Here is a 23,252-nt window from a genome sequence, read left to right on the forward strand (position 1 = left end):
CACTTGAACTAATTAATCAACGACCATTAAAAATACATCATCAACAGACTGCCATTGAAAGATTCCGGGCTTGTTCGGATTAAACTTGTAATTTGCCAGATTCAAAAAATTGGGTGTCTAGTTGGAGGATGGACTGATAAAGTTCAGTGCGCAAGTTTGTGATTGCGCCCTGGCTCATGACGCCCATGTAATACGTTGATACATAATTTAGAACACCTAAAATGACAGCAGTTCCCAGTAGTCCCACTACGACTACGGTTAACAATTGAATATTATGACGTGGTATTACGTGATCGATGATAAATTGCGTGTATTGCGGAATAACAAATTCGAGCAATGAAATGATAGTTAGTGCAAAAATGTTGAGAATTAACAACCATCGATGATGCAAGACTTGCCCGAATACAAATTTAAACATTTGTCCAATTGTGACTCTTGATGTCGGTTGAGCCATAGTAATGTCGCCTCCGTTCACAAATAACTATGTTTTTAGTTAATCGCAAACGAAACATAAGACTAACAATTATTACTCCAAGGTTTATGTGACTTAACAAACGGTCATTTTGCTGAATTAACCAGCCATTCCACAATATCGTAAGCATGTAGGGCATCATATAAGTGAACGTGATGGTTAAAATGAATTTCGACTATCGGTGTTTCTGGATTAAAAGTCGCACCATTGTGCGTATCAAACCACTGCTGAATTTGCGCGTTTGTGAGGTGTTCATTCTCTTGCTTATTTTTCATCATGTCAGCAGGTCGTCGCCAAATAGAGACAGTGGCTTTTGTCTTGACGGTAAAATTTGGTTCACTAATCAGCGCACGCACGGCATCTAAATTATCCATGATGCGATTAATTTGGTGACGTTCTGTGAGCAATTCTTTTACTTCCTCTAAATCTGCATCGGTTGCATAATTTCTCAAAAAGGTACGCATTGTATTGCGGTATGACAAGTAACGTCGATGGTCTTTGTGGGAGTCATTGTATTTTTTTTGAGCTTTTTTCTGAGCTTCACTGAGTGGCATGACGAGCTTCACCTTTCATTTTTAATTCCGTGTATGAATAGCCTCAATGGTCGAGGCCATGCTTGTTTCAAATGGTGTTTCAATGAGGTGACCATAGTGTTGTTCATACTTCGTACCTGCTAAGTATAACGGATGCTGAGTGAGTGGGTACATTTCTACCATTTCCTTCATATCAGCATTGAACAGGCCACTGAGTTTTAGCATTGATTTTGTCATTGTCAGGACAGGCTGATGTTCATGGGCGATATGTTTAGCAAGTTTAATAAGGGACTGGCCGGTAATTCGTTGACCAGGGATATTCCAGACCTGATTGTATGCGTTGTCGTCTAGGGCAATGTTGGTCATCATCTTAGCTGCATCGGGAAGGTAGACAAATTCTCTTTCAACATTTTTAGGTCCAATATAAACGGTTGGTTGATGGCGCGTAATGCCAATTAAGGTACTGCCAAGGTAAGTATTTACGCCTGCCGATGGACCAAAGTAGTCGGGTAGACGAAAAAGGGCAACGGGCACGGACTGATTAGTTTCGTCGAATAATAGTCGACTTAAGGCAGCTTTAGTATGTCCTTTACGTGTCATGGGTCTCAGTGGTGCATTTTCAGTTACGTACTTGCCATGGCCCTTGCCATAAGCATATATGCCATCAACAAAAGCAACTTTTGTATGCAGTGCCTTTGCGGCTGCCATAACAGACTGTGCTAACGGTATTTGCCGCGCAACGGTTTCGTGATATGGAATAGCAGCACATTGAACAATGAGGTCCACGTCTTGGCCGGCACTAATAATGTCATCGACTTTAAAAACGTCGCCGGTGGCCGATTCTAAATTCGGCCAAAGTGATGAAAGTTTAGACTTTGTTCGTCCAAATACCTTTACAGTGATGCCGCGTTGCACGAGTTCATTAACCATAACTTGTCCTGTTCCACCTGTTGCACCCAGTACTAAAACTTTATTTACCATTATCAGTGACCCTCTTTTATTTTGTTAGTCATCAAATGATAGTGCATGTACTATTAAAAAGTCAAATTTATTATAAGTGCTTATAGAAACGTTTTTGATCATGATCATTCACATAATTTAGATGTTTATAAAAAAGGTGGGCGTTAGTTCTTTGTTTACCAGAATTAAGCCTCATTCCCTCTATACCGATGCTAACGGCTATTTTCTCTAGTGCATGCATCAGAGACTGACCAATGTGGTTTCCTTGAAAGTCCGGCAGAATTGCCAATGCAAGAATACTTAGTAGGGGTCCGTGATACAAAGTTTGGCAATGTTCAGCATGAATGTAGCCAACGATCTGTTCTTCTCGTTCAGCGACCAGAATAATATCATTAATATGGATGACTTTATGTAATTTTAGTCAAACTGAATGCATAGCCAAGTGCGTCTGCGTTGATTTCTGTTAATGCTGCAACGTCAAACAAGACTGCTGAACGAATTTTCATGATAGTTCTCCTTTTTTGGAGGTATCCGATTTATGAAGCCCTTAATATAGGCGTTTCCACGCATCTCAACTGATATGGATGGCAATCTTTAACATTTTGTATCTATTTATAGGTGTATTAGCTTGAACTTTTATTTGAATGGCATTACAATATCACCATGATATCAAATCAATATTGAATCGATATCGAAAGGGGCGAAACGATGGCGGATAAACCGAAGGAAAAACGGTTCTTGCTAAGACTCGACGAAGATTTGTATGACCGTTTGGCTGCAGCGGCTGATCGTGAAAATCGGAGTGTAAATGCCCACATTGTGACCATCCTTGCAGCTAGTGCAAAACAGACCACGTTTGAACATCGTCAAATTATTGGCCAAGCAATTGCGGGTAAACAGTTGAATCAAAAGAATGGGTTAGTAGAGTTGTCGGGGATTTACTATCGCTTTTTGATTGAGAACAACGATCCAGTGGATGCTAAGGCAAGCTACACCGTATTGGAAAGCAATGGCAATATTTTAACGTTAAAAAAGATCACGTAGGTTGCCAGTTTTTTTCAGGATTACAGCTTTAGATTTTTGAAAATAGTGAGATGTCGAAACTACGACAACACTGACTAAACTCAGCACATTGAAGGGGGAAATTATTATGCTTGGATTTAAAATTGTACCTCAAAATAATCAGGGATTAATTGAAACGTTGGGCCGTTACCGCCACAGCGTAGAGTCAGGACTGCATTTTTACCTACCGTTTTTCCAAAAGATTCGCAACGTCAGCTTGGCGATGGAACCGTTAGCGCTGCCTAACTACTCCATTATCACAAAGGATAATGCGGACGTGTCAGCCAGTCTGACGCTTAACTTCCATGTCACTGACGCAGTTAAATACCAATATGAAAACACGGATTCTGTAGAATCAATGGCGCAACTCGTGCGTGGTCATTTGCGTGACATTATTGGCCGCATGGATTTGAATGAAGCGCTGGGTTCCACGGCTAAAATCAACCAAGAATTGACGTTAGCTATTGGTGATTTAACCAACACTTACGGCATTAACGTCGATCGGATCAACATTGACGAGCTGACACCATCTAAGGCCATTCAAGCCGCGATGGACAAACAGCTGACTGCTGATCGTGAAAAAGTGGCCGCCATTGCTCAGGCTGAAGGGGAAGCCCGCTCGATTCAATTGACGAATAAGGCTAAAAACGATGCATTAATGGCCACTGCTTCTGCTGAGGCTACTGCCACGCGGACCCGCGCCGATGCTGAACGTTACCGGATTGACACTGTCCAAGCTGGGTTAGCAAACGCAGATGACAAGTACTTCCAGAATCAGTCAATCAACGCCTTTTCACAGCTAGCTAATTCCAATGCGAACACGATTGTGGTACCAAACGACGGGGCTGATCAGTTCGGCAAATTGCCAATTGTGGGCAAACTGTTGGAAAAGGGTGCAAACAATTAGCTTGAGCTGTACAAAGAAGATGAGCGAATGAAAATCACCATTCGGCGGCCAATTAGTACTGATCAGCCAACTGATATTGCTTCGTTATATTACCGTGTTTGGCAAACGGCTTATCGTGATATTTTGCCAGCAGGGTTTCTGAACGCACTTTCTGTGGACAGTTGGCATCCTGAAGAACGATGGTCTAACACGTTACTTGCCGTTGATGAACAGAATACAATCTCCGGCGTGTGCACGTTTGGCCCGAATCGTAACGATGACTATCCGAATACGTCGGAAATCTATTCGTTATATGTTGATGACGGCTGTCGTGGCAAGGGAATCGGTCATGATTTACTAAGCCAAGCGCTTGGCATGATGCCAGACAATCGGGACTGCTTTGTCGTTGTGCTTACTGAAAATCGCTCAGCGCGCCACTTTTATAATTCAAACAAAGGGGTGAACCTGAAACGTCGGTGACCAAGTATGGTTCAATCAATGAGGTAACGTTGGTTAAAAAGGGCACTAATGCATGAATAAAAGTCCGCTTATTCAATAATCAAAATGTGTTAATTTGAATGAAAAAGTTAGGCTTTAAAAACAAATTTAATTGCCTGCTAGCCGCTTACTAATGCGGATAGACGGGCATTTTTAGATTGTCGGCTTTTGCATGAAAACGGAATTAGTGCTAGCGTTATACACATGAAAGCAATGAAAACACAACGCGAAATCATGACCGCCGGCGAAAATTATAATCAGTTTGATCCCGAACTGATTGCGCGCCGAGTGGAAATCCGTCAGCAATTGCAGACGTTAAATGCAGAACCGGACAATGACAAACGTAACCACGGTTTTCAGGATTTGTTGGCAGACAGTGGCCCGCACTTCTTTGTGGAAAGTAACTTCCGTTTTGATTACGGTTGGAACATTCACATTGGGGATCATTTCTACGCCAATTATGACAATACCTTTTTGGATACGTGTCCCATTACCATTGGGAGTCATTGTTATTTTGGTCCAGACGTTGGGCTGTACACGCCAATCCATCCGTTAACGCCTAAAGAGCGGAATGCGGATGTCGAACTTGGTGCTCCGATTACTATTGGCGATAGTGCTTGGTTTGGCGGTCATGTGACCGTGTTGCCAGGTGTTACGCTGGGAAACAATGTGGTCGTTGGGGCCGGGTCAGTTGTCACGAAGAGTTTCGGTGACAATGTTGTCATTGCTGGAAACCCAGCAAGAATTATCAAACGTGTGCCTGAGGCTAAATCTTCAGTTGAAGCGGCAGAATTAAACACACAAAAAGTTTAGAGTGATCAATCCTGGCAGGTGACTGCGAGGACTGACGTTCATTTGTATATTCGGCGTTAGCCAATTTTTAACGCTGTGCAGGTGGTTCACTTCGGTGTCGGTGCACAGCGTTTTTGTGTGGAAAAGAATTTTAGATTCGCAAAAATAGGCGAGTGTTGTGGCGGGAAACTGCAACACAGCCATATCGCGCTCGCAGGTGCTTAAAGCGCCTGCTCACGCTCACCCAAAACTTAGGAGGATTATTATTTTAAAGCGTCAGAATGTCGATCGAGCTGTCTTTGTACCAACCATGATTCTGTTTGGAATCGTGTCCCTGGTGTTAATCATTGGTGGCTCAGCCGTTCAGCAAACGATGAACGCGGTCTTGTCATTTCTCACGACGAAAACAGAATGGTTGTACGTCTTGATTTACGTCATCAACTTCATTTTCTTCATGGCGTTAGTGATGTCTAAATACGGGCGCATCAAGTTGGGTAAGCCTGGTGTTAAGGCTGACTACAACGGCTTCCAGTGGGGGAGCATGGTGTTTGCAACAGGGATTGACGCCAGCATTTTAATGTTGAGTGCCACGGATCCATTACAATACCTACAACATCCCGCATTTGGTGCCAAACCATTCTCATCTGCAGCTTATGTTTACGCAAACGTTGTTGGTGAATTTAACTGGGGTCCAATGGCCTGGATGATTTTCGCCACTGCTACTATTGCGATTGCCTACACGATGCACGTTAAGGGCAAGCACGTTCAACGTTTGAGTGCTGCGATTCCGTTGTTACAGGGACCTGGCCGGACACGTCATGTGTTACGTCAACTGATCGACTTTCTGGTTGTCTTTGGGATTATGGGTGGGATTGGCTCATCCATTGGGATGGAAATTCCTGTCATTGCCAAAGTTCTGAGCACCATCACTGGTGTGCCAGATAACATTTATTTGAAATTGGCCTTATTCGTTGTTTTGTTCATCTTATTTGCGCTGACGGTTTACGCCGGTTTGAATAAAGGCATTAAGAAACTATCAGCATGGCACATTTACCTTGCAATTGGATTCTTAATTATCGTTTTGTTGGTCGGTCCTACTTTGAAACTGATCGGCGGCGAGGGGCAAACGTTGGCACTGATGGTTCAACACTTTACCGCAATGTCGTTTAACAAAGCTAATCCTGGTGTAAACAGTTTTGCGCAACACCAAACCATGTTCTACTGGGGCTGGTGGTTGTCTTACATGCCTGTTATGGGTTTGTTTATCGCACGGATTTCTCGCGGTAAAACCATTCGTCAGGTCATCGTCGGCATGTTAACGTACGGTGTTGGTGGTTGTTTAAGCTTCTACGCGGTCTTAGGTGGCTACGCATTATGGTTACAACAAACTGGCACGGTTAACTTAGTTCACATCTTGAACACGCAGGGCCAGGCATCGGTATTGGCTGCGTTGATTCAAACGTTACCGATGAAAATGATTATGTTAGTGATGTTCTGTCTATCATGTTTCGTTTTCTTGGCAACAACGATTTCATCCTCTGCCTTTATCGTATCTTCGTTCACCAGCCTGAAACTTTCAGGTACCGAACAGCCAACGCGTTGGAACCGGATGGCCTGGGTAATTATCTTCATCGTCTTCTCACTGGGAATCGTTCTAGTGGGTGGCTTTGAAACCGTGCAAGCGATTTGTACGATTGCGGGATTCCCGTTGATCTTTGTGGCATTACTATTGCTGCATTCCATTTATCAGTCCGTCATGACGGATCCTTCTGTTCAACGTGCAAACTTGGTCGCACCGGCCAACGAGCGGCGTGAATGGATGCGTCAACGTTTATCTGAACAATAATATTGATATCTTCTTAGTCACTTACCTACATTGCTGTTGGTGAGTGACTTTTTATTTAGGAGCAATGCTCCCCGCTTACGGTTGTCCGCTTTTGAACCCTCCTTTGGGACCGGTTCAAGCCCGAAGTTCGCGGTCTTTCACCTCGTCACCGAGCCTCGTGAACCCATGAGTCTCAGTAACCGTCCTCGGTTGTGAATTCGGATAGACCGCCGAATTCACAACCTTTTCACAGTCGGGTTCAACGCGGACGCCCTTCAGCTCACATCCTTGTCAGTTCGCTTCATTTACGGTAAAAGAACAGCGATTAGGTCAGTATGTTAATATGCTTTTGCTCAAATTTTTTTGCAACCATATTATAGAGGCAGATCCTTTAAAAGAAGAACAACCGGTTAGTTGAGTTGACGAACAGTAAAGGTTTAAGAAAGTGTTCCGCTATTGGTGACGTTAGCCACTTGTTTCCGTTTGAAAACGCTGGGCTGTGATAAGCTGGGCGCACTTGGAGGGGACAGGATGTATAAAGAAGATTTACTGAACAAACGTGATCGGTTGGCGTACCGCATTATTTTGGACGTGTATCTGCAGAATGGTGAGACTACGCTAGCAGGAATCAGTCAGCGGCTCCAGACGCCATTGTCCAGTGTTAAACGTTATTTGACGGGCTTAGGGCATGATCTGGCACCGTGGACGAGTAGCCGAGAAGTTCGTTTTGAGGTCAACGGCACTAAAGTGATTTTCCAGTTATTAGGAGCGGTCACAATTGATGAATTGCTTGTCAAACAGCAACTGCAGACGGCCGATAACGTGGTATTACTTAAATTTTTATATCAACACGGACTGCGTTTCCGAGCGCCTCAATTGATGAACGTTATGCACGTGAGCGAAGCGTCACTATATCGAAAGTTAAAAGTGCTTAACGCGTTGTTAGCGCCATTTGATCTGAAGGTGACAAACGGACAGTTGGTTGGCGACTTAAGTCAGTTGCAATTCTTCTATTTTAATTTTTGGCGGACAATTGGAGAACACCTGCCAGCCAGCGATGATTTTGATTTGATGAGAAACTGGCTTACTAATGAAGGTTTTCGTTTAGATGACCATCTGGTTGACCGGCTTCAAGATTGGTTAGCCATTGTGCAACATAGCGTGAATAGTCAGTGGTCATATCGCCGTGAAGCGCCACTAAATAGTCAACGATTGATGCGGCACACATCAATTTTTGAACGTTTGCGAAAAGAGTCCGAATGGCCGGCGACAAAACGTCAGGCGATGTTGCTGTTCATCTTGTTACACAGTGAGTTTATGTTTACAGATCAGATGTGGCAGTGCCTGTTGTCGACCAAAGAAACATCGATCATCAGGTTAGTGCGCTTGGTGACGACCTGTAAACAGGCATTACGTGACGCCTGGTTGGGCGTGCCATTGCCGGGGATGCTCACAGAGCAGCGACTTGCTGGCATTTTCATTGTGCCAATGGTGACTGTCGGCGATGTACAAATCTTTGATGATGTAAGCTTCCATTATTTCACGAAAACTTTTTTCCGAAGCACTGATCGGCGAGCGTTTGACCGCGTTCAGTATCAACTGACACACACGAAAAGCGTTTGGATCAATCAATTTGTGCGCCGTCACTGGCCGTATATTGAGCGTCGTTTGTGGCCTTACTTAGTCGTTCAATCACGGCGGGTGCCACTTCATGTTGGTCTGGCGCTAGGATTTTCGAAGACGGTGACACAGTTTGCCAAACGGGCGTTGATGGATATTCTGACGCAAACATTAGCGGTGACCATCAGTGATTATCAGGTCGGGGCAGCATTTGATCTCGTTGTTGTGAATGAACGAACCGCTGCGATGGTTTCGGATAGAACGGGCACGCCAGTTGAGAAGATCACAGAGTTGGGGACAGAACGGGATTATCGGCGAATCGCACGCCGGTTAAAGGAATTATTAGAAAAACGCGATTGACCGATAGCGGCATCGTTAGCTTAAATGTTTGCTCAATTAGTGAACGACGCTATGTAGGGTAACGATCGTTTGAAATACAATTTTTCCCGATATAACAGGGTTTATTGACGTTAAATTACGGATAAAAGACAGACCTTTGTGGCCTGCTTTTTTTGATTGAAATACTGGCCGAAAGGGGCTCGATGATTGCTGGGTAAACTTGCTTTTTCACTCATTAATGGTCGTCTCAAGAACCAAAAATGAGCGCGAAAAAGAATGTCTTTCCGATAAAATAAGCAACGTGAATAGCGTTAGCCGAGGTTTCGCGTTAGGAGGAGAGGATGACATGACCAGTAACAAACAGTGGCTGGCGATAATGTTAGTGAGTTTAATGACCGGCTTAGTCTTACTGTCCAATCCAGGTCAAGCGGCACCGGTTTCAGATTCTCAAACGAGTGATCAACAGGCTAGCAGGCAGCAAACGCAAGTCTCACAATCTGCAAATGAATCACGTTTGCCTGCTGCCGTCATCAGCCAGATGCCTAGTGATGACTCAGTAGCGAGCAGTTCTGCCATTAACGGCAGCAGCATGTCGACGGTTAATCAAGATCGATCAGCTGTCATGGATAAAAATGCGGCGACAAGTCGTGCGGTAGCGAGCGCCGGTCTGCCAATTTCGTTTAACATGAAGCCGGTGTCCCGCAACCCAATCACGTTTAACGGCAATGATGTCACAGTGCCGATGCTCATGGATATTCCCAGAACCGGGACGGTTAACTTTTACGTGATGTTCTGGTGGGGAATCAATCAGTGGGTAGGTCGGCAAACGTTCACCAAGACAGGTGTGCAACAGCCAGTTAATTTTGTTATTCCCGCAAACGTCATTCCACGTGATAACTCAATCCATAATGTGTCGTTATTCGCGACGCATGAATCTGGTCATCAAACGGGATTAATTAATTTAATTCTGTTATCGAACGTTTCTGGCGAGCAGAATGGTGCGCTGAAAGTGGTGGCGCCTGGCAATATCAATTTTAATCAGGGCCAGGATAAATTGACCGTCGACGAAGCCTGGGGCCATCAATTACCAGCCACGATTGAGGGACCACAAGGAATTGGTCAAAACGGCGTTGGCGACAATCGTTTGGCGGTGCTGGATACTTATTCCAAAAAGCAGGACTGGACGCTGACCGCAATGACTACACAACCATTAACCGGACCGGATCATGAGCCACTCACCAATGCATTATTCTATGCGCGTAATGGCAAGCATCAGCCCATTGAAGGCACCTCAGCGTTGGTGGCAACGAGCAATGATTACACTAGCGAAACCGTAAATGATGCCAATAATGTGGTGCGTGGCCGGCAAACTAACATTTCGGGACACTGGAATCGTAACAACGGTCTTTTTCTAGAAGTGCCGTATGGTATTGGCGGTGGTGAGACGTACAGTACCACCATTACATGGACGCTGACAGCTGGCGTGCCAAATCAATAAGCCCCCATTTTACCAAGGCACACTCGCGTATTCGTGTGGGTGTGCCTTTTATGTTGAATGGACGGGCATTGAGCCGATGTGAGTTGATTGAGTTAAGGAAGTGAACAAGGTGGACCGAACTGAATTATTGAATCAGGGTGACCGTCAGGTTTATCGAATTCTTGAGAGTATTTATCTAGCGGATGGTCAAACGAATCGAGCCAATCTCATGCAAACGCTCGGTTTATCGCCAGCAACGTTAAGTCGGCATTTACAAAAAGTTATGGAGGATCTTAGGCCAGACATTGATGATGGTGCATTGACGCTGACGTTTGACCAAACACAAGTGACGTTTGCCATGCAGGGGAAAATGACGCTGGACGGATTAATGTTTGACCGTCAGGTGTTGCGTTCCGACACGTACCAGATTTATCTGTATCTTTATCAGCATGAATTCCATTTTCAAGCGTGGCAGTTGGCCAATAAACTGCACCTGAGTGAGAAAACGGCGGCGCGCAAGGTAATCAAGGCGAACGCGCTTCTCAAGGAATTCAGTTTGACGATTTATCGTGGCGAATTGAAGGGGACCCTATTTCAGGTGACGTGGTTTTACTACAAACTGTTTCGTGAGTTGCATGTCACTCCAACGCCAGTGGCTAAACACGATGAGTTGATCAAACGACTAACAGAAAGTGGTCTCAGAATTGACGAGTCAATGACAGACCGGTTAACTCAGTGGTTATCGGTAATGGATCACATTCAGGTCAACTATGCTCAGTTTAGTGATCAGGTCTCTGCGTTAGATGAACAGCTGACTAATGGCACCAAACTAAGGGCGGTTGTTGATCGAACGGCGTTGCAATTGACGGAAAGTGAACGCGAGAATTTAACGTTGTTTCTGCTTCTCCATTGTGGGGAAGTCATTGCGGATACACAGTTAGATGACTGGATCGGCATTACCCGACCTCAAAACCGCGATTTATATGACAATCTGCGTCGGATTCTGTTGCATTTTGCTCATGTTCAGGATATTCAACAGATTGTGCACATTAGCGTGGCACAATTGTTTAGTTTGCTGGTGGTCCCCATGATCGGGATCGGCAGTATTGACCACTTTGATGATCTGAGTTTTGACCATGCATTAGCTGTGAACATGCCATACGATGGGGTGGTCGCAATGGCGCACTTGAAGGCCACGTTACTGGAAACGACAACTGGGACGATTCACCGCATTATTGATGACCACTGGCGTTATTTATCGCAATATCTATTGCCCTTTTACGCGTTATTGACGTCGACCACGCGGCCAACACGCCATATTGGTTTGGCGCTGGGCACTAGTCGGGAATTGACTGCATTGTTTGCCAAACGACTAATTAATGTGCTGGAACCAGCTGTTCAAGTGTCTTGGGAACTTTACGATGAACGTCATCATTACGATTTAATTGTCGTTAACGAACAAAATCGTCAAACAATTAAAAAGAATCAAAGTTGTTACGAAATTTCAGCGTTGGGCAACGAGAAAGATTTAAAGGCAATTCTGCAACAAATGGTCGCGGTATGAAGACTAAACGATGAAAGGTGTGGCAAACAAAAAGGTTTAATTCCCGCATATGGGAATTAAACCTTTTTACGTCGGGTATGAATTCGAGACAAATATGGTTCGTAATTGCATGGATCTGACTGTCAGTTAGTAATTTTGCTGGTCGTCAGTAAGTTTGTTAGCTGACTAAAGTCAAATTACCCATTTATGAAATCATGTTAGTCAAAATTGACCGTTTGTTAACGCCATTAACCAGTACAATTTAATCATTCAATAAAGCGAAAGGAGTAATGCAGAGATGATACGTTGGCGTCGACTAAGTGTCGTTAGTATGTTGTTGATCATTACGATGCTGCTTGTTACACCCAGTCACCGGATAAATGCGGCCAGTGGGCCCGTTGTGACCTTTACAACAGGCACACAGGTTAATCCGCAAAAAGTTCAGTTTGTTACGGAAAATGACACGGAGCAAAACGCCACAATAACGTTGAGATTGCCATCATCAGTTATTGCTGATACCGGCGATAAAAACACTGTGGCGTTGGACTGGAATGAGCAGTTAACGCAAACCACGCTGTCACTTTCTGCGCATCAAACGCGACATTGGACGATTGCTGTTAAAACGTTAACGCCGGGTACCGGCACGATCCAGGTGCTTGATAGTCAGCGACATCAATTAGCTACACAGGAGATATCAGTCACGTCAACTCAAAGTAGCGATGTGGCCGCGTCGAACTTGAATGGCAGTGATAAGACCAGCGCGACGGTAAGCGGCAATTCACAAACTGATGTAAGCGACAGTGAAGGTAGCAGTAACAAAGACCAATCACATGTCCAGCTTCCGACGACTGGGTCAGTCAGCGCCATGAGGTCATCAACTAGTATGTCGACGAGTAGTTCAAGCAGTTCAAGTTTGAAAACCGATCACGATAATGATTCGAATTCTGATAAGAGCAGTGTTCAAAAGTCAGCTGATCAGACCACCACAGCAACGTCCTCGTCGGCTAATCAAGTTCAAGCGCTACAACAATCGAACAATCAACACACTAAGAATATGCCGCAAACTCGGGCAGCTGATGATACTCGTAATCCGGTGATTGATTATGGTGATCCGCTTGCTGGCAACCGTGTTCATTACACAGGCGGTTCGTTGTCATTACCAGTGTTCCTGACGGCGCCAAAGGCCGGGCGTTACTTGGTTTATCTGGAGCTATGGTCCGATAGGTATCAAGGCGTAGATGAAATTGTGATACCGGCAGCAACTAACCGTCAGAAATTTACGGTAACAATTCCGGCCGAGTATATGCCGCAATATAGTGATCAGCTTTCAGGATTCAATTTATATGTTGGCGATGAAAATAATGATTTTAGTGATCCTCTTCATTATGTATTGTCAGTTGATGTGCCAAATCAGCCGTCTAACGGTCTTGGTCTGGTGGCGCCGAATGGGATTACATTCAATCCGACCGACGACCCCATTGACGCGTCAACTGCATGGCATCAAAAACTTCCGGCACGCATTGTCCCAGTCGATAGCGATGCTGTCGGTGCCAACACACTGAGTGTTGTGGATGGACGTGAAGCGATGACTACATGGACATTAACGGTTTCGGCCAGCCAGTCAGATCAGTTAACCGGTGCTGATCATGACGTACTGTTTGATGCGATGCACTATCTGCATAATGGCAGTGATTTACCGATTAACAACAACCAGGTTTTAGTTGCGACGCAGGGCGAGTACCCGAGCGAGACCATTCATGACGTTGATTATCACTTGTATTCAACGGTGACAAATGTTTCTCAAAACTGGAATACCAACACTGGTTTGTTTTTAGAAATGCCGACTGGCACCGGAGGAGGTGAGGCTTATTCAGGAAGTGTGACATGGCACGTAACAGATGGTGTCGCAAATAATTAAATTGCTTGAACCAAATAAAAATAACCTGAAAAAGGAGCATTAATATGTCATTATCAACAAAAATTAAACTCTTTTGATAGATTGTAAAATTAATCCGAACGCTGTTCGGACAAAAAAGATCAGCTTCCTTTAAAATGGTGTTTACCACAAACCCATCTTTTAGGAGCTAGAACAAATGAATAATCGTCCCCGTAAATGTCTCGGATGGAAAACGCCTTATGAAATATTCTTTAATGTAGTGTTGCACTTAATTTGACAATTCAAGAGGAAAAAGTAGTGATGTAGTGGTAAGATGCTAAGTGCGGTTTTAAGCTATCTAGTTTTTCAACAGGCTCAAATCACAGGCGATTCTGTGGTATATCTGTCTGAAGCAAACGGTGTATTCGAATGCTTTTATGATTTTAAATGAGAAAAAAATGATAATTGATATTTGTGCTTGACGATAAAAGCTGAAACTGATAATCTAGATAACGTTGTCAAAAGAGATCACTTAAATGTGAGTCACAAATGGCAGCTATACCAATTTAAAAAACGTCAATAATTAATTCAAATTAATCGTTGACAACAAAGACTTAAATTGATATGATTACTAAGTCGTCTGATATGTACCAATCGCATGAGATGATGTAGATCTTTGAAAACTGAACAACGTTTCGACGAATCAAATGTGTAGGGTCTTTGAACGAAAGTTCGAAGCAATTACAATTGTGAAGTCAATTCACTCGGACGACAGCGACTGTTAATGAAGCACTAACTAAGTTCCTAACCACTTTTAATGGTCCGGTGCACAGCTTTACTGTGGACCGTGGCACTGAGTTTAGCGGTCTAGTATCATTTGAAGCACAATACGGTATTAAGACCTATTACTGCCATGCTTATACGCCAGCTGAGCGCGGCAGTAATGAACGATTTAATCGGAACTTACGCTATTTTTATCCTAAGTGGACTTATTTTGAGCACATTAGTGCTCAAGGCTTGAAAACCACCTTACTCGAAATTAATCAGAGACCACTTAAAATACTTGACTGGCAAACATCTTATCAGATCATGCTGACAAATTTGTCCAAAAATTCGGATTAAATTTGCAATCTACCTTTTCCGCACTTGGCCTTGCTGTAGCAGGTCTTGGCATGTCAGTACCGACAGTTGCGAAGGCCGCACAAACATCAACAGCAACTACTCGAGCAACCGTTGCATTTACACAGGATGATCAGACTCCTGAAAACCCGGTTGATCCAGAACATCCGGACCAACCTGGGGACGGGAGTAATCCTGGTACTGGTAACACAGGTGCCCTAACGCTTGATTATGTTTCAAACTTCAATTTTGGGGTTCACAAGATTTCTCCTTCGCAGCAAACGTACACCGCAACCATGGACAATGCGAATAAGTCAGCTAATTTTGCTCAAGTAACCGATAAGCGGGCTGGCGATCCAAAGGGCTGGACTCTTAAAGTGACTGAAAAAGGTCAATTGCAGAGTGTCCGATCTCAAAAAACTTTGAAAGGCGCTGAAATAAGCTTGACTGACTCACGAGCAGGCAGTGGTCTAGGGCTGTCACCCGACCAAGTGAACGTGACGGATCAAAAGCTCATGCCAGATAATCAGGCTGTTGTAATGAATGCTTTAGCTGGCAATGGCTATGGTTTATGGACGGACGCTTGGGGGACGAAAGATAACCCTGGCGCTAAGTTAACGGTACCAACTGGCGCATATCCTGAAGAAGACGTTTATACAACCAGTTTGAACTGGTCACTGGAAGATATTCCAACTAATGGTGGTAACCCAAATTCCCCAACCCCGACGACGGTTCCGGGTGGGGCTCAGGGGGCAGTTAATGCCGACCAAGGTGACTAGCAGAGAATTAATATTTGGGAGTGAATGAAATGACGCAAAAGAGAATCGGCAAACGTTGGCGGTGGCTACTCGGTCTATTCGTTGCGTTGGCGACCCTGTTGTTTGGCATTCACGTCTCAGCGGACGGGCTGGCCTTTTCGGTGCAGCCCGTTTTGCCGACTCAACAGGTGAATCAAAAAGTAACGTACTTTGACCTTAAAATGAATCCCCGTGAGGAGACAACGTTGGTCGTCAATGTTCACAATAATAAGAAAACACCACTCCATTTGAAAACAGATTTAGCGCAAGCAACGACAAACCTGAATGGGGTGGTGGAGTACGGAAAAAATAAGGAACGATTGGACGATAGCGTTCCGGCTGATTTTGCTAAAGTGGTGAAACTGCCTGCCAAACCAATTACGATTGCTCCAAATGGAGATGGTCAAGTGCGGATGCAGGTAACCATGCCCAAACACCATTTTGATGGACAATTAGCAGGTGGTCTGACGCTGAGCGATGCAGACGCCGATAATGCAGTGTCATCATCGAAAAAGCAACAGGCAGTGGCCATTCAAAATCGATATCAATTTGTGGTTGCAATTGTTTTGTGCAACAGCGTGAACAAGGTATCGTCCAAACTGTCATTAGGAACGGTTAAACCTAAGCAGGTAAATGCTCGTAATGTTGTTAGTGGTGCCATTCACAACGAAACCGCTACTTTTGTTAATCAGTTGAAAGTAACGGGTGAAGTCAAAAAGGCGGGTAGTCAGACGGCATTGTATACCACCAAGCAAGTTGGTTATCAGTTGGCACCCAACGCGGTGATGCAGTTTCCGGTATGGTTAAAGAATCGGCCATTAAACGCTGGTCGTTATACGCTAACGATAACTGCAGTCGCGCAAAAGAAACGGTGGCAATTTAGCAAGAATTTCAAGGTTACAGCACAGAAAGCACATCATTTAAACCGGTCATCCGTTGAGGTAAAACCAGATAATACGTGGCGTAATGTTGCTATCGGGGCCGGCAGCGGGGCTACTGTGTTAGCTGGTATGTTGGCGTGGGCACTCATTCGGCGGCGCCATTAATTGGTTGGCGTCAATAACTTTACGAATTAACGTACTGATGAATTAACGTACTGATAATGAAGAATTAATGATTTTATTTTAGTGAAAGCGTTCACACACTCGCCTTTATTTGTTACACTATTGATACAGTAAGGAATGAGGAAGTGACCCGTCATGATAACTAATGTAGAAGATTTTTTACCAGTATTAAAAGGGGTGCTCAGAGGATCATTTAGTGATGACCGTGAGCTAGTTGGTGGCGTTGTTTCCCGTTTGCAAGATTCTGATACCATTCATTATGGCGTCACCCGTTGGCGAGCAAAAGATACTCAGGATCACGAATTTACATTTAAGAAAAATGAAGATGGTACATTTACGTATTTGGTAGATTGTAAAATTAATCCGAACAGCGTTCGGATTAATTTTACAATCTACCATAATCGTTTAATAGATATAACTAGATTACAATTTTGAATTTTAAATATTCTGTTACAGCGTTGTTAATTTAGTTAAAAGAGAGTAGAAGGTTATTGCTGAAAATGACTGAAAATCGCCTAGGTCGTATTCCCGACACACAGAAGCAACATTATAAAATGTATAAGGCTGTAAGCAGTGGCTTTTTGCGGGCTTAACTTTGCTGACCTTTGGGCTAGTCGAGGCAATGACTCAGGATGACGTGCATGCCGATCAGACACCGACGACGGTTCAAACACAAACCGGTTCTGCGTCAGCCACTAACACAGCATCTGCTGGTTCCGCGGTTCTTTCGACTGCAACCAGTCAGACGCAAACAACTAGTCAAGCAAGCGCCCAAAGTGAACAGAGCGGTAGTCAAACATCGGCTGCTACCTCTGCTTCTTCTGAGACTGCTAAGAGTGACACAACGGCTAGTCAATCGAGTAAAACGACCGACTCAGAGTTGACTTCCCGTGCAACACTCAGCAACGCAACCAGTGAGACTGTGCCGGCTTCTGCACCAGCGCAAACACCCGGTTCAGTAACGAACACATTGATTAATCCGGCTACGCTAGGTTCCCGTGCTACATTAAGTGACGCTACGAGTACAGCAACTTCCGCTAGTTCAACGGTTAGTGCTAAGCCAGCCAGTTCAGCTAGCCAAACGGAGACAACTTCCGTTAAGACCAACGCGGTAGCCCCAACGACTACTGCCACCACGACTGACAAAACTGTTGCTGCCTCAACAGAAACAAAACAGACAACGGTGGCTGACGCAACCAGTGATCAGACTAGTACGGCTTCGCAAAGTTTGACGGTGGTCAGCGTTGCTGCTGCAATCACTAATGATGAATTGAATACAATCAAGTCTTCCTTGGCTGCCACTAGCCAACCTGCTGAAATCGTTCGTATGGACGAGACAACGGGTACTACGGGCGCGACTGGAAGTACTACCGATACTGCAGACACTACAAGTACAGGCACCGTAAGTGCGACACCGTCTAGCGAATACACAGCGGCGGCTAATGCGGCCGTTACTGCGGCTAATACAGCAGCGACTACTGCCGACAACAATCTGACGACTGTAGACCAAACACTAGCAACCATTAAGGCTACTGCTGCGTCTGATCCAACGCAGGCCAATGTCACCAACCTGTTGGCTTCGGCAACCGCAGCACAATCTAACGCTAGCGCAGCTGTTACTGCTGCAGAAAATGCACTTAAATCTGCTCAAGATTTAGCTGCTTCGGCAGCTTCTGCTGAAACTGCGGGTGATACTACTGCGGCTAGTAACTTTGCTGATGATGTTAAGACACAACAAACCGCTGCTGAAGCTGCACAAACCACAACGACTGACCAGGTTTCCTCGATAAATGATTTGAATACACAGGTAAATACTCAGGTTGCTAACGACAAAAAGGTCGCTAGTATCGGACAGTATGTACAAGAAACATCGACGGCTGCAGCTAATCAAAATACATCTAAGGGTGCGTTAAGTGATACAGCTGGTCAAGCGGCAACAGCTGCGGGTAAGGATTCACAAAATGGTTCGGTACAATCGGCCAATAATTCTATTCAGGCTGATTTAAATGAAGCAGCCACTGATTCAACTGCTGCGGCGAATGCACTGGCTGCAGCAAAGATTGCGTCAACTGCGGCAGCGGTATTGGGTTTGAGTTCTGATGCAGCGTTAACGTTTGCAGAAACTGCTTCTAATGAGGCATCGACGGCTACGTCATTAGCTGATAAGACAGCTCAGGCGCTTGCCAATGCAAAAACCGGCCTCAATAAAATTCAAGGCTGGGTGACAGCAGATAGTATTGCGGCCCAGAGTGCGGCTCAGAGCGCCGTTGGTGCGGCTCAGAGTACTGCTGCCGAATTACCAAAAGTCACAAACGCAAATACACAAACCCAAAGTAATGTTGCAATTGCCGGATCAATTGCCGGAACCGATTTAAAGAATAAGGATCTTCAGGCTGAAAACACTTCAACTCAGGCTAATGGCACTGATGCTGATGATTTGGTTACTAAAGCTCGGGCTGCAAGTACGGCCGCAGAAAGCTATGCCAATCAGGCTGCTAGTGCTGCGGATTTGTATGATCAGGTTGCTGCTAAAAGTTATGCAAATTTGGCGGCCGCAGAAAATACGCTTGCTTCTGGCTACACTACCAGTGCTAATTCCCTAGCTAGTGCAACGACTTCGGCTTATGCAAACATCAAGAGTGTTGTGACTTCTGATAGCACTGCGGCCAGCCAAGCTGCTGATTCGGTTGTTAATACGCACAACTATGCTTCTGGTGTAATGAAAACCGTTAGTGACCAGATTAAAGCGATAGAAGATTATGCTTCACAAGTTAATTCTGCGGAAGTTGCAGATCCAGCGCTTGCTTCTAATAGTGCTTTTACTTCAGCACAAGCGGCATTAAAGTCGGCACAAGATAGTGCACTGGCACAACAAAATGCTGCTAACAATCAGTATGATGTTACGTATCCGTATATGATTAATAACGCGCTTTCAGCAGCGGCAGAGAATGATGCTGCTTCAGCTAGTTATTTTGGTTATAACGGTGGTAAGCTCCTTAATTCTATGTTTGCTGGTTTCCTCACGAAGACAAACACAGCTGAATCGGTTGCTAACTCTGCTGCTGAACTCGCCCAAAGTATCTTAATTGTTGATAGTACAATGGCATCGCAACAAGTTACATCCACTCAAATTGCTGCTGATGATATTAGTAAACGGGTTAGTTCCGCGACATCTGATGTGAATAGTGTAAATAAATATGATAGTCAAGGAATGTCATTAGCCGCTACTGATACTAACAACAGTGCCGTTCAGAATTACAGTAAAATATTGTCAGCCAATTCGTTAGCAACGTCGGATATGCAGAGTGGTTTGACTAGTGGTCAATCTACGGCAAATTCTCTGCTATCTGCAGCATCCAGCGCAGCCCTTATTAATGATGTTGCCTCGGCGGAACATTATGCTAGTCAGGCTTTACTACTTGCTAGCAATATGGCTGAACTGCAAAATAAAATAGATAATAATCGTGACCAGGCGGCTAATACGTACACCCTTCTGTCAAACGCTGTTCACACGGATTCTATTGCTTCTTCTAACTTCGCCCTATCAGCGGACAGTTCGTCAAAGGTTGTGAGTGGAGTCGCAAATAATGTCGACCCCACAGCCAGCACGAATGCTAATTCTGCTGCACAGTCAAGTTTAGCTAGTTTAGGTGCGTCAGATACCGAAAATGACAGCGTGCAAAAAGCAATGAAGAGTTTGCAGTCTCTCCAGGGCTCTTTGATTAGTGCAAATTCCACAATGCAGAGCTTGAAGACTGCGGCTTCCGTCTATGCCTCAACTGCGGCCAGTGCGGCGGGTTCTAATAATGATGTCAGTTTGGCAAGCCAGAATGCCTCGGATGCCGCAAAAATGGAAGCTTCGGCAGCGGCTGCTGGAACCAGCGTGACCAATTTAGCCTCGAGTATTGCCGACGGGCTCAAGAAGCTTACGGCTTCGGTTCAAGCGGATAGTGAGGCAGCAGCAAAATCCTCGAAAGAAGCAGCAAGTCAAGCGACTAGTGCCGGCACAGCAAATACTTCGGCCACAAACGACAACACATCTGCACAAGGACAAAATACGTCGGCACAGAATGCGGCTGATAGTGACAAATCGGATGCAGCGGTTCAAAATTGGGCGAAGTCAGCCTCAACACAAGCTTCAACTGCTGCAAAAGCCGCTTCGGATGCGTCAAGTGCGTTAAACGCTGCCAACAGTTACGCAAGTGCAGCCTCCGATGCAGCCAAGTTGAACGACGCTAAGGGTGCAAGCACTGCTGCGAGTCAAGCTACTTCGGCTAATAAGTTAGCAAGTGAAGCAGCGACATCGGCTCAAAATGCACTGAGTTCATTAACGGATCTGAACACTTCGATTACTAACAAGGTTGAAGCTAACTCAAAGGCCGCTGCGAATGCCGCAAAGAGTGCCAACGACGCCGCTACAAGTGCAGCAACTGCCGCAAGTAGTGCTACGACGGCTACTAGCACATCTCCAACGAGTTCTGCAAAGAGCGATTCAAGTAATGCGGCAGTACAGTCAATGGCTTCGCAGAATAGTGATTGGGCAAAAAGCTTGAGTGCTGCTAATTCAACAGCACAGAAAGAAAGTTCCATTGCTCAAAGTTACGCTAGTGCAGCAGATAAAGCGGCAACTACAAACGATAGTGCAACTGCAATTTCTGATCGGGACTCTGCAATATCGGCACAAAAAGCGGCTTCGAATGCTGCTACATCGGCTACAGACTTTGCCAAGAGCATTACCAATCAGAATACCGCAATTGACAAGCAAGTGAAGGCTGACTCATTAGCCGCTTCTCAGGCTGCCGCTAGTGCCAGTGCTGCAGCTTCCACTGCCAACTCCAACGCGAGTGCCACGAATTCATCAACGACGAGTGCAAGTAACGCTGCTACTAGTGCAACAAGCGCTGCTAAAACAGATTTGACGAACAGTGCAGTTCAGTCAATGGACAAGCAGAATCAGGATTCATTGGCAGCATTAAGCGCTCAGGATTCCGCTGCATTATCCGCCGCTTCAGTTGCTAAGAGCTATGCAGATGCTGCTTCCACAGCGGCGACTACAAACGACAGCGTTACTGCAGCATCTGACAAGGCTTCGGCCGAAAGTGCTGAGAAAGTGGCTGCCAATGCTACAGCTTCTGCAAACACCTTGTTGGGACAGGTTAACCAAACGAACTCTGCCATCAACAAAGCAGTCAGCATCGATTCCACAGCTGCTAGTTCATACGGTAGCACTGCTACCAGTGCTGCTACGTCTGCTGATCAGGCTAAGAGCGCGGTTACCAGTGCAACGCAGTCGACACAGCAAAGTGCGACGGTGGCTGCTAGTCAGGCTGCAACGGATCAGCAAAATAGCACCGTTCAATCACTTGCTAGTGAAGCTAATTCACTGATGAGTCAGTTGAACAGTACTGAGTCCGCCGCTACTTCTGAAAATCTACTCGCCAGTGCCGCTGAGTCGAGTGCACTGAGTGCTGCCAAACTGAATGATCCGAAGACGGCCAGTCAGTTTGCTTCAGAAGCTCAGAGTGCCCAATCAGTTATCGCTGGCTTGAGTGCCGCAGCTGCTAAGTTTAGAAGTCGGATTGACGCAACGTTTGAGAACATCAACAGTGCGGTTAGCCAGGATCATCACGATGCAAGTGTTGCGGCCAGCGAGGCTGCTTCCGCCGCATCGAAAGCTGCTAGTGAAGCGTCTGCCGCTCAAAGCGATGCTGAACGGTTAGCAAGTTTGGCTAACCAGGCACACAGCCAAGGTCAGTCATCACTTGAAAACAAGGCGCAGTCCTTAGTTAACCAGGCTAATAGCGCTGCCAGTGCGGCCGACTCATTAGCCAAACAAGCTGCTGAGGATGAAGAGCTAGCCAAGCAAGCGTTGGCAGCAAATGATCCAGCACTTGCTAAGAAGTATTCGGACGCCGCTAGCCAGGCGTTAGAACAGGCAAACAAGTTACGCGAGTTCGCGGACAGTTTGGCTGCGCAAGCTGCTGATATTGAAGCTCAGTTAAAGGTATTGCTACCACCGAAGACGACTGGTGATTCAACAGGGAATGGTAATAGTTCAGACCCATCCACAACGGGTAGCTCTTCATCCGTAAATGATGAAATGAGTAACGTTGAAATGAGCAATGACCAGTCATCAACAACTAGTACTGGTGTGGCTACAACCGGAGTCAACGGCGCACGTGGTTATAACGGTCAGTTGACTAACGGCAAACAGGCATCATCGCCTGTTAGTCCGCAGTATGTTGGCCGGCACTTACCAGATACTAACGAAGCGAGTGAACTTGAAGCATTGTTAGGCATTCTTGGTTTAACGACGCTGATTGGTTGGTTTGGTCTTCGCCGTAAGCATGATTCACTAAAGCATTAAAATAGGAATATTGAGCATCAAA

17 protein-coding genes and 1 pseudogene are annotated in these 23,252 nt (G+C 45.2%); 14 read left to right on the top strand and 4 right to left on the bottom strand.

Annotation, left to right across the window (positions count from 1 at the left end):
• Positions 1-79: 79 nt before the first annotated feature.
• The 4 genes from GB992_RS09710 to GB992_RS12030 all read right to left on the bottom strand — a co-directional run bounded on the left by GB992_RS09710 (position 80) and on the right by GB992_RS12030 (position 2,368).
• Entirely contained in the window at positions 80-454 is a 375-nt protein-coding gene (locus GB992_RS09710) for an ABC transporter transmembrane domain-containing protein (RefSeq protein ID WP_238331103.1), read from the bottom strand.
• 104 nt (positions 455-558) lie between these two features.
• Complete coding sequence (locus GB992_RS11640) at positions 559-1,026, bottom strand: hypothetical protein (RefSeq protein WP_162855678.1); 468 nt, start codon at positions 1,024-1,026, stop codon at positions 559-561.
• A gap of 21 nt (positions 1,027-1,047) precedes the next feature.
• A complete protein-coding gene (locus GB992_RS09715) occupies positions 1,048-1,986 on the bottom strand; it encodes an NAD-dependent epimerase/dehydratase family protein (protein ID WP_161002272.1) in 939 nt (312 codons plus the stop codon).
• A gap of 70 nt (positions 1,987-2,056) precedes the next feature.
• Positions 2,057-2,368, bottom strand: coding sequence for a GNAT family N-acetyltransferase (locus GB992_RS12030; RefSeq protein ID WP_161002335.1), 312 nt, complete (start codon positions 2,366-2,368; stop codon positions 2,057-2,059).
• Between the two features lie 305 nt (positions 2,369-2,673).
• On the opposite strand from GB992_RS12030, the gene GB992_RS09725 reads away from it, so the two are divergent.
• The 14 genes and pseudogenes from GB992_RS09725 to GB992_RS09790 all read left to right on the top strand — a co-directional run bounded on the left by GB992_RS09725 (position 2,674) and on the right by GB992_RS09790 (position 23,230).
• Positions 2,674-3,009 (top strand): type II toxin-antitoxin system antitoxin, encoded by a 336-nt coding sequence (locus GB992_RS09725; protein ID WP_017260562.1) that lies wholly within the window; start codon positions 2,674-2,676, stop codon positions 3,007-3,009.
• A 106-nt stretch (positions 3,010-3,115) separates the two neighbouring features.
• Positions 3,116-3,934 carry an SPFH domain-containing protein gene (locus GB992_RS09730; protein WP_161002273.1) on the top strand — a complete coding sequence of 273 codons (819 nt, stop codon included), beginning with the start codon at positions 3,116-3,118 and terminating at the stop codon, positions 3,932-3,934.
• Positions 3,935-3,961: 27 nt separating this feature from the next.
• Complete coding sequence (locus GB992_RS09735) at positions 3,962-4,393, top strand: GNAT family N-acetyltransferase (protein ID WP_161002274.1); 432 nt, start codon at positions 3,962-3,964, stop codon at positions 4,391-4,393.
• A 231-nt stretch (positions 4,394-4,624) separates the two neighbouring features.
• Positions 4,625-5,224, top strand: a complete 600-nt coding sequence (locus tag GB992_RS09740) for a sugar O-acetyltransferase (RefSeq protein WP_161002336.1) — start codon at positions 4,625-4,627, stop codon at positions 5,222-5,224.
• Between the two features lie 244 nt (positions 5,225-5,468).
• Complete coding sequence (locus tag GB992_RS09745) at positions 5,469-7,049, top strand: BCCT family transporter (RefSeq protein WP_347877388.1); 1,581 nt, start codon at positions 5,469-5,471, stop codon at positions 7,047-7,049.
• Between the two features lie 510 nt (positions 7,050-7,559).
• Entirely contained in the window at positions 7,560-9,008 is a 1,449-nt protein-coding gene (locus GB992_RS09750; RefSeq protein WP_161002275.1) for a helix-turn-helix domain-containing protein, read from the top strand.
• Positions 9,009-9,333: 325 nt separating this feature from the next.
• Positions 9,334-10,485: a WxL domain-containing protein gene (locus tag GB992_RS09755; protein ID WP_161002276.1), complete on the top strand. Its 1,152-nt coding sequence runs from the start codon at positions 9,334-9,336 to the stop codon at positions 10,483-10,485.
• A 109-nt stretch (positions 10,486-10,594) separates the two neighbouring features.
• The gene (locus tag GB992_RS09760; protein WP_161002277.1) at positions 10,595-12,028 is read left to right on the top strand and encodes a helix-turn-helix domain-containing protein; all 1,434 of its coding nucleotides are present in this window, start codon (positions 10,595-10,597) and stop codon (positions 12,026-12,028) included.
• A gap of 277 nt (positions 12,029-12,305) precedes the next feature.
• Positions 12,306-13,925: a hypothetical protein gene (locus GB992_RS09765; RefSeq protein ID WP_161002278.1), complete on the top strand. Its 1,620-nt coding sequence runs from the start codon at positions 12,306-12,308 to the stop codon at positions 13,923-13,925.
• 723 nt (positions 13,926-14,648) lie between these two features.
• Positions 14,649-15,005: pseudogene (locus GB992_RS09770) on the top strand (IS30 family transposase); the annotation flags it as partial.
• 50 nt (positions 15,006-15,055) lie between these two features.
• Positions 15,056-15,781: a WxL domain-containing protein gene (locus GB992_RS09775; RefSeq protein WP_161002279.1), complete on the top strand. Its 726-nt coding sequence runs from the start codon at positions 15,056-15,058 to the stop codon at positions 15,779-15,781.
• Positions 15,782-15,810: 29 nt separating this feature from the next.
• Entirely contained in the window at positions 15,811-16,845 is a 1,035-nt protein-coding gene (locus GB992_RS09780; protein WP_161002280.1) for a WxLIP family cell surface protein, read from the top strand.
• 153 nt (positions 16,846-16,998) lie between these two features.
• Complete coding sequence (locus tag GB992_RS09785) at positions 16,999-17,298, top strand: hypothetical protein (RefSeq protein ID WP_238331104.1); 300 nt, start codon at positions 16,999-17,001, stop codon at positions 17,296-17,298.
• A 187-nt stretch (positions 17,299-17,485) separates the two neighbouring features.
• Positions 17,486-23,230: a beta strand repeat-containing protein gene (locus GB992_RS09790; protein ID WP_161002281.1), complete on the top strand. Its 5,745-nt coding sequence runs from the start codon at positions 17,486-17,488 to the stop codon at positions 23,228-23,230.
• Positions 23,231-23,252: the final 22 nt, after the last annotated feature.

Origin of the sequence: Furfurilactobacillus milii, from assembly GCF_009863985.1 — a bacterium.
Classification (GTDB): domain Bacteria; phylum Bacillota; class Bacilli; order Lactobacillales; family Lactobacillaceae; genus Furfurilactobacillus; species Furfurilactobacillus milii_A.

What these genes read in the sequence shown, in the direction of transcription:
- GB992_RS09710 (WP_238331103.1), bottom strand. Translation starts at nt 454, where the DNA reads ATGGCTCAACCGACATCAAGAGTCACAATTGGACAAATGTTTAAATTT.
- GB992_RS11640 (WP_162855678.1), bottom strand. Translation starts at nt 1,026, where the DNA reads ATGCCACTCAGTGAAGCTCAGAAAAAAGCTCAAAAAAAATACAATGAC.
- GB992_RS09715 (WP_161002272.1), bottom strand. Translation starts at nt 1,986, where the DNA reads ATGGTAAATAAAGTTTTAGTACTGGGTGCAACAGGTGGAACAGGACAA.
- GB992_RS09725 (WP_017260562.1), top strand. Translation starts at nt 2,674, where the DNA reads ATGGCGGATAAACCGAAGGAAAAACGGTTCTTGCTAAGACTCGACGAA.
- GB992_RS09730 (WP_161002273.1), top strand. Translation starts at nt 3,116, where the DNA reads ATGCTTGGATTTAAAATTGTACCTCAAAATAATCAGGGATTAATTGAA.
- GB992_RS09735 (WP_161002274.1), top strand. Translation starts at nt 3,962, where the DNA reads ATGAAAATCACCATTCGGCGGCCAATTAGTACTGATCAGCCAACTGAT.
- GB992_RS09740 (WP_161002336.1), top strand. Translation starts at nt 4,625, where the DNA reads ATGAAAACACAACGCGAAATCATGACCGCCGGCGAAAATTATAATCAG.
- GB992_RS09750 (WP_161002275.1), top strand. Translation starts at nt 7,560, where the DNA reads ATGTATAAAGAAGATTTACTGAACAAACGTGATCGGTTGGCGTACCGC.
- GB992_RS09755 (WP_161002276.1), top strand. Translation starts at nt 9,334, where the DNA reads ATGACCAGTAACAAACAGTGGCTGGCGATAATGTTAGTGAGTTTAATG.
- GB992_RS09765 (WP_161002278.1), top strand. Translation starts at nt 12,306, where the DNA reads ATGATACGTTGGCGTCGACTAAGTGTCGTTAGTATGTTGTTGATCATT.
- GB992_RS09775 (WP_161002279.1), top strand. Translation starts at nt 15,056, where the DNA reads ATGTCAGTACCGACAGTTGCGAAGGCCGCACAAACATCAACAGCAACT.
- GB992_RS09780 (WP_161002280.1), top strand. Translation starts at nt 15,811, where the DNA reads ATGACGCAAAAGAGAATCGGCAAACGTTGGCGGTGGCTACTCGGTCTA.
- GB992_RS09785 (WP_238331104.1), top strand. Translation starts at nt 16,999, where the DNA reads ATGATAACTAATGTAGAAGATTTTTTACCAGTATTAAAAGGGGTGCTC.
- GB992_RS09790 (WP_161002281.1), top strand. Translation starts at nt 17,486, where the DNA reads ATGACTCAGGATGACGTGCATGCCGATCAGACACCGACGACGGTTCAA.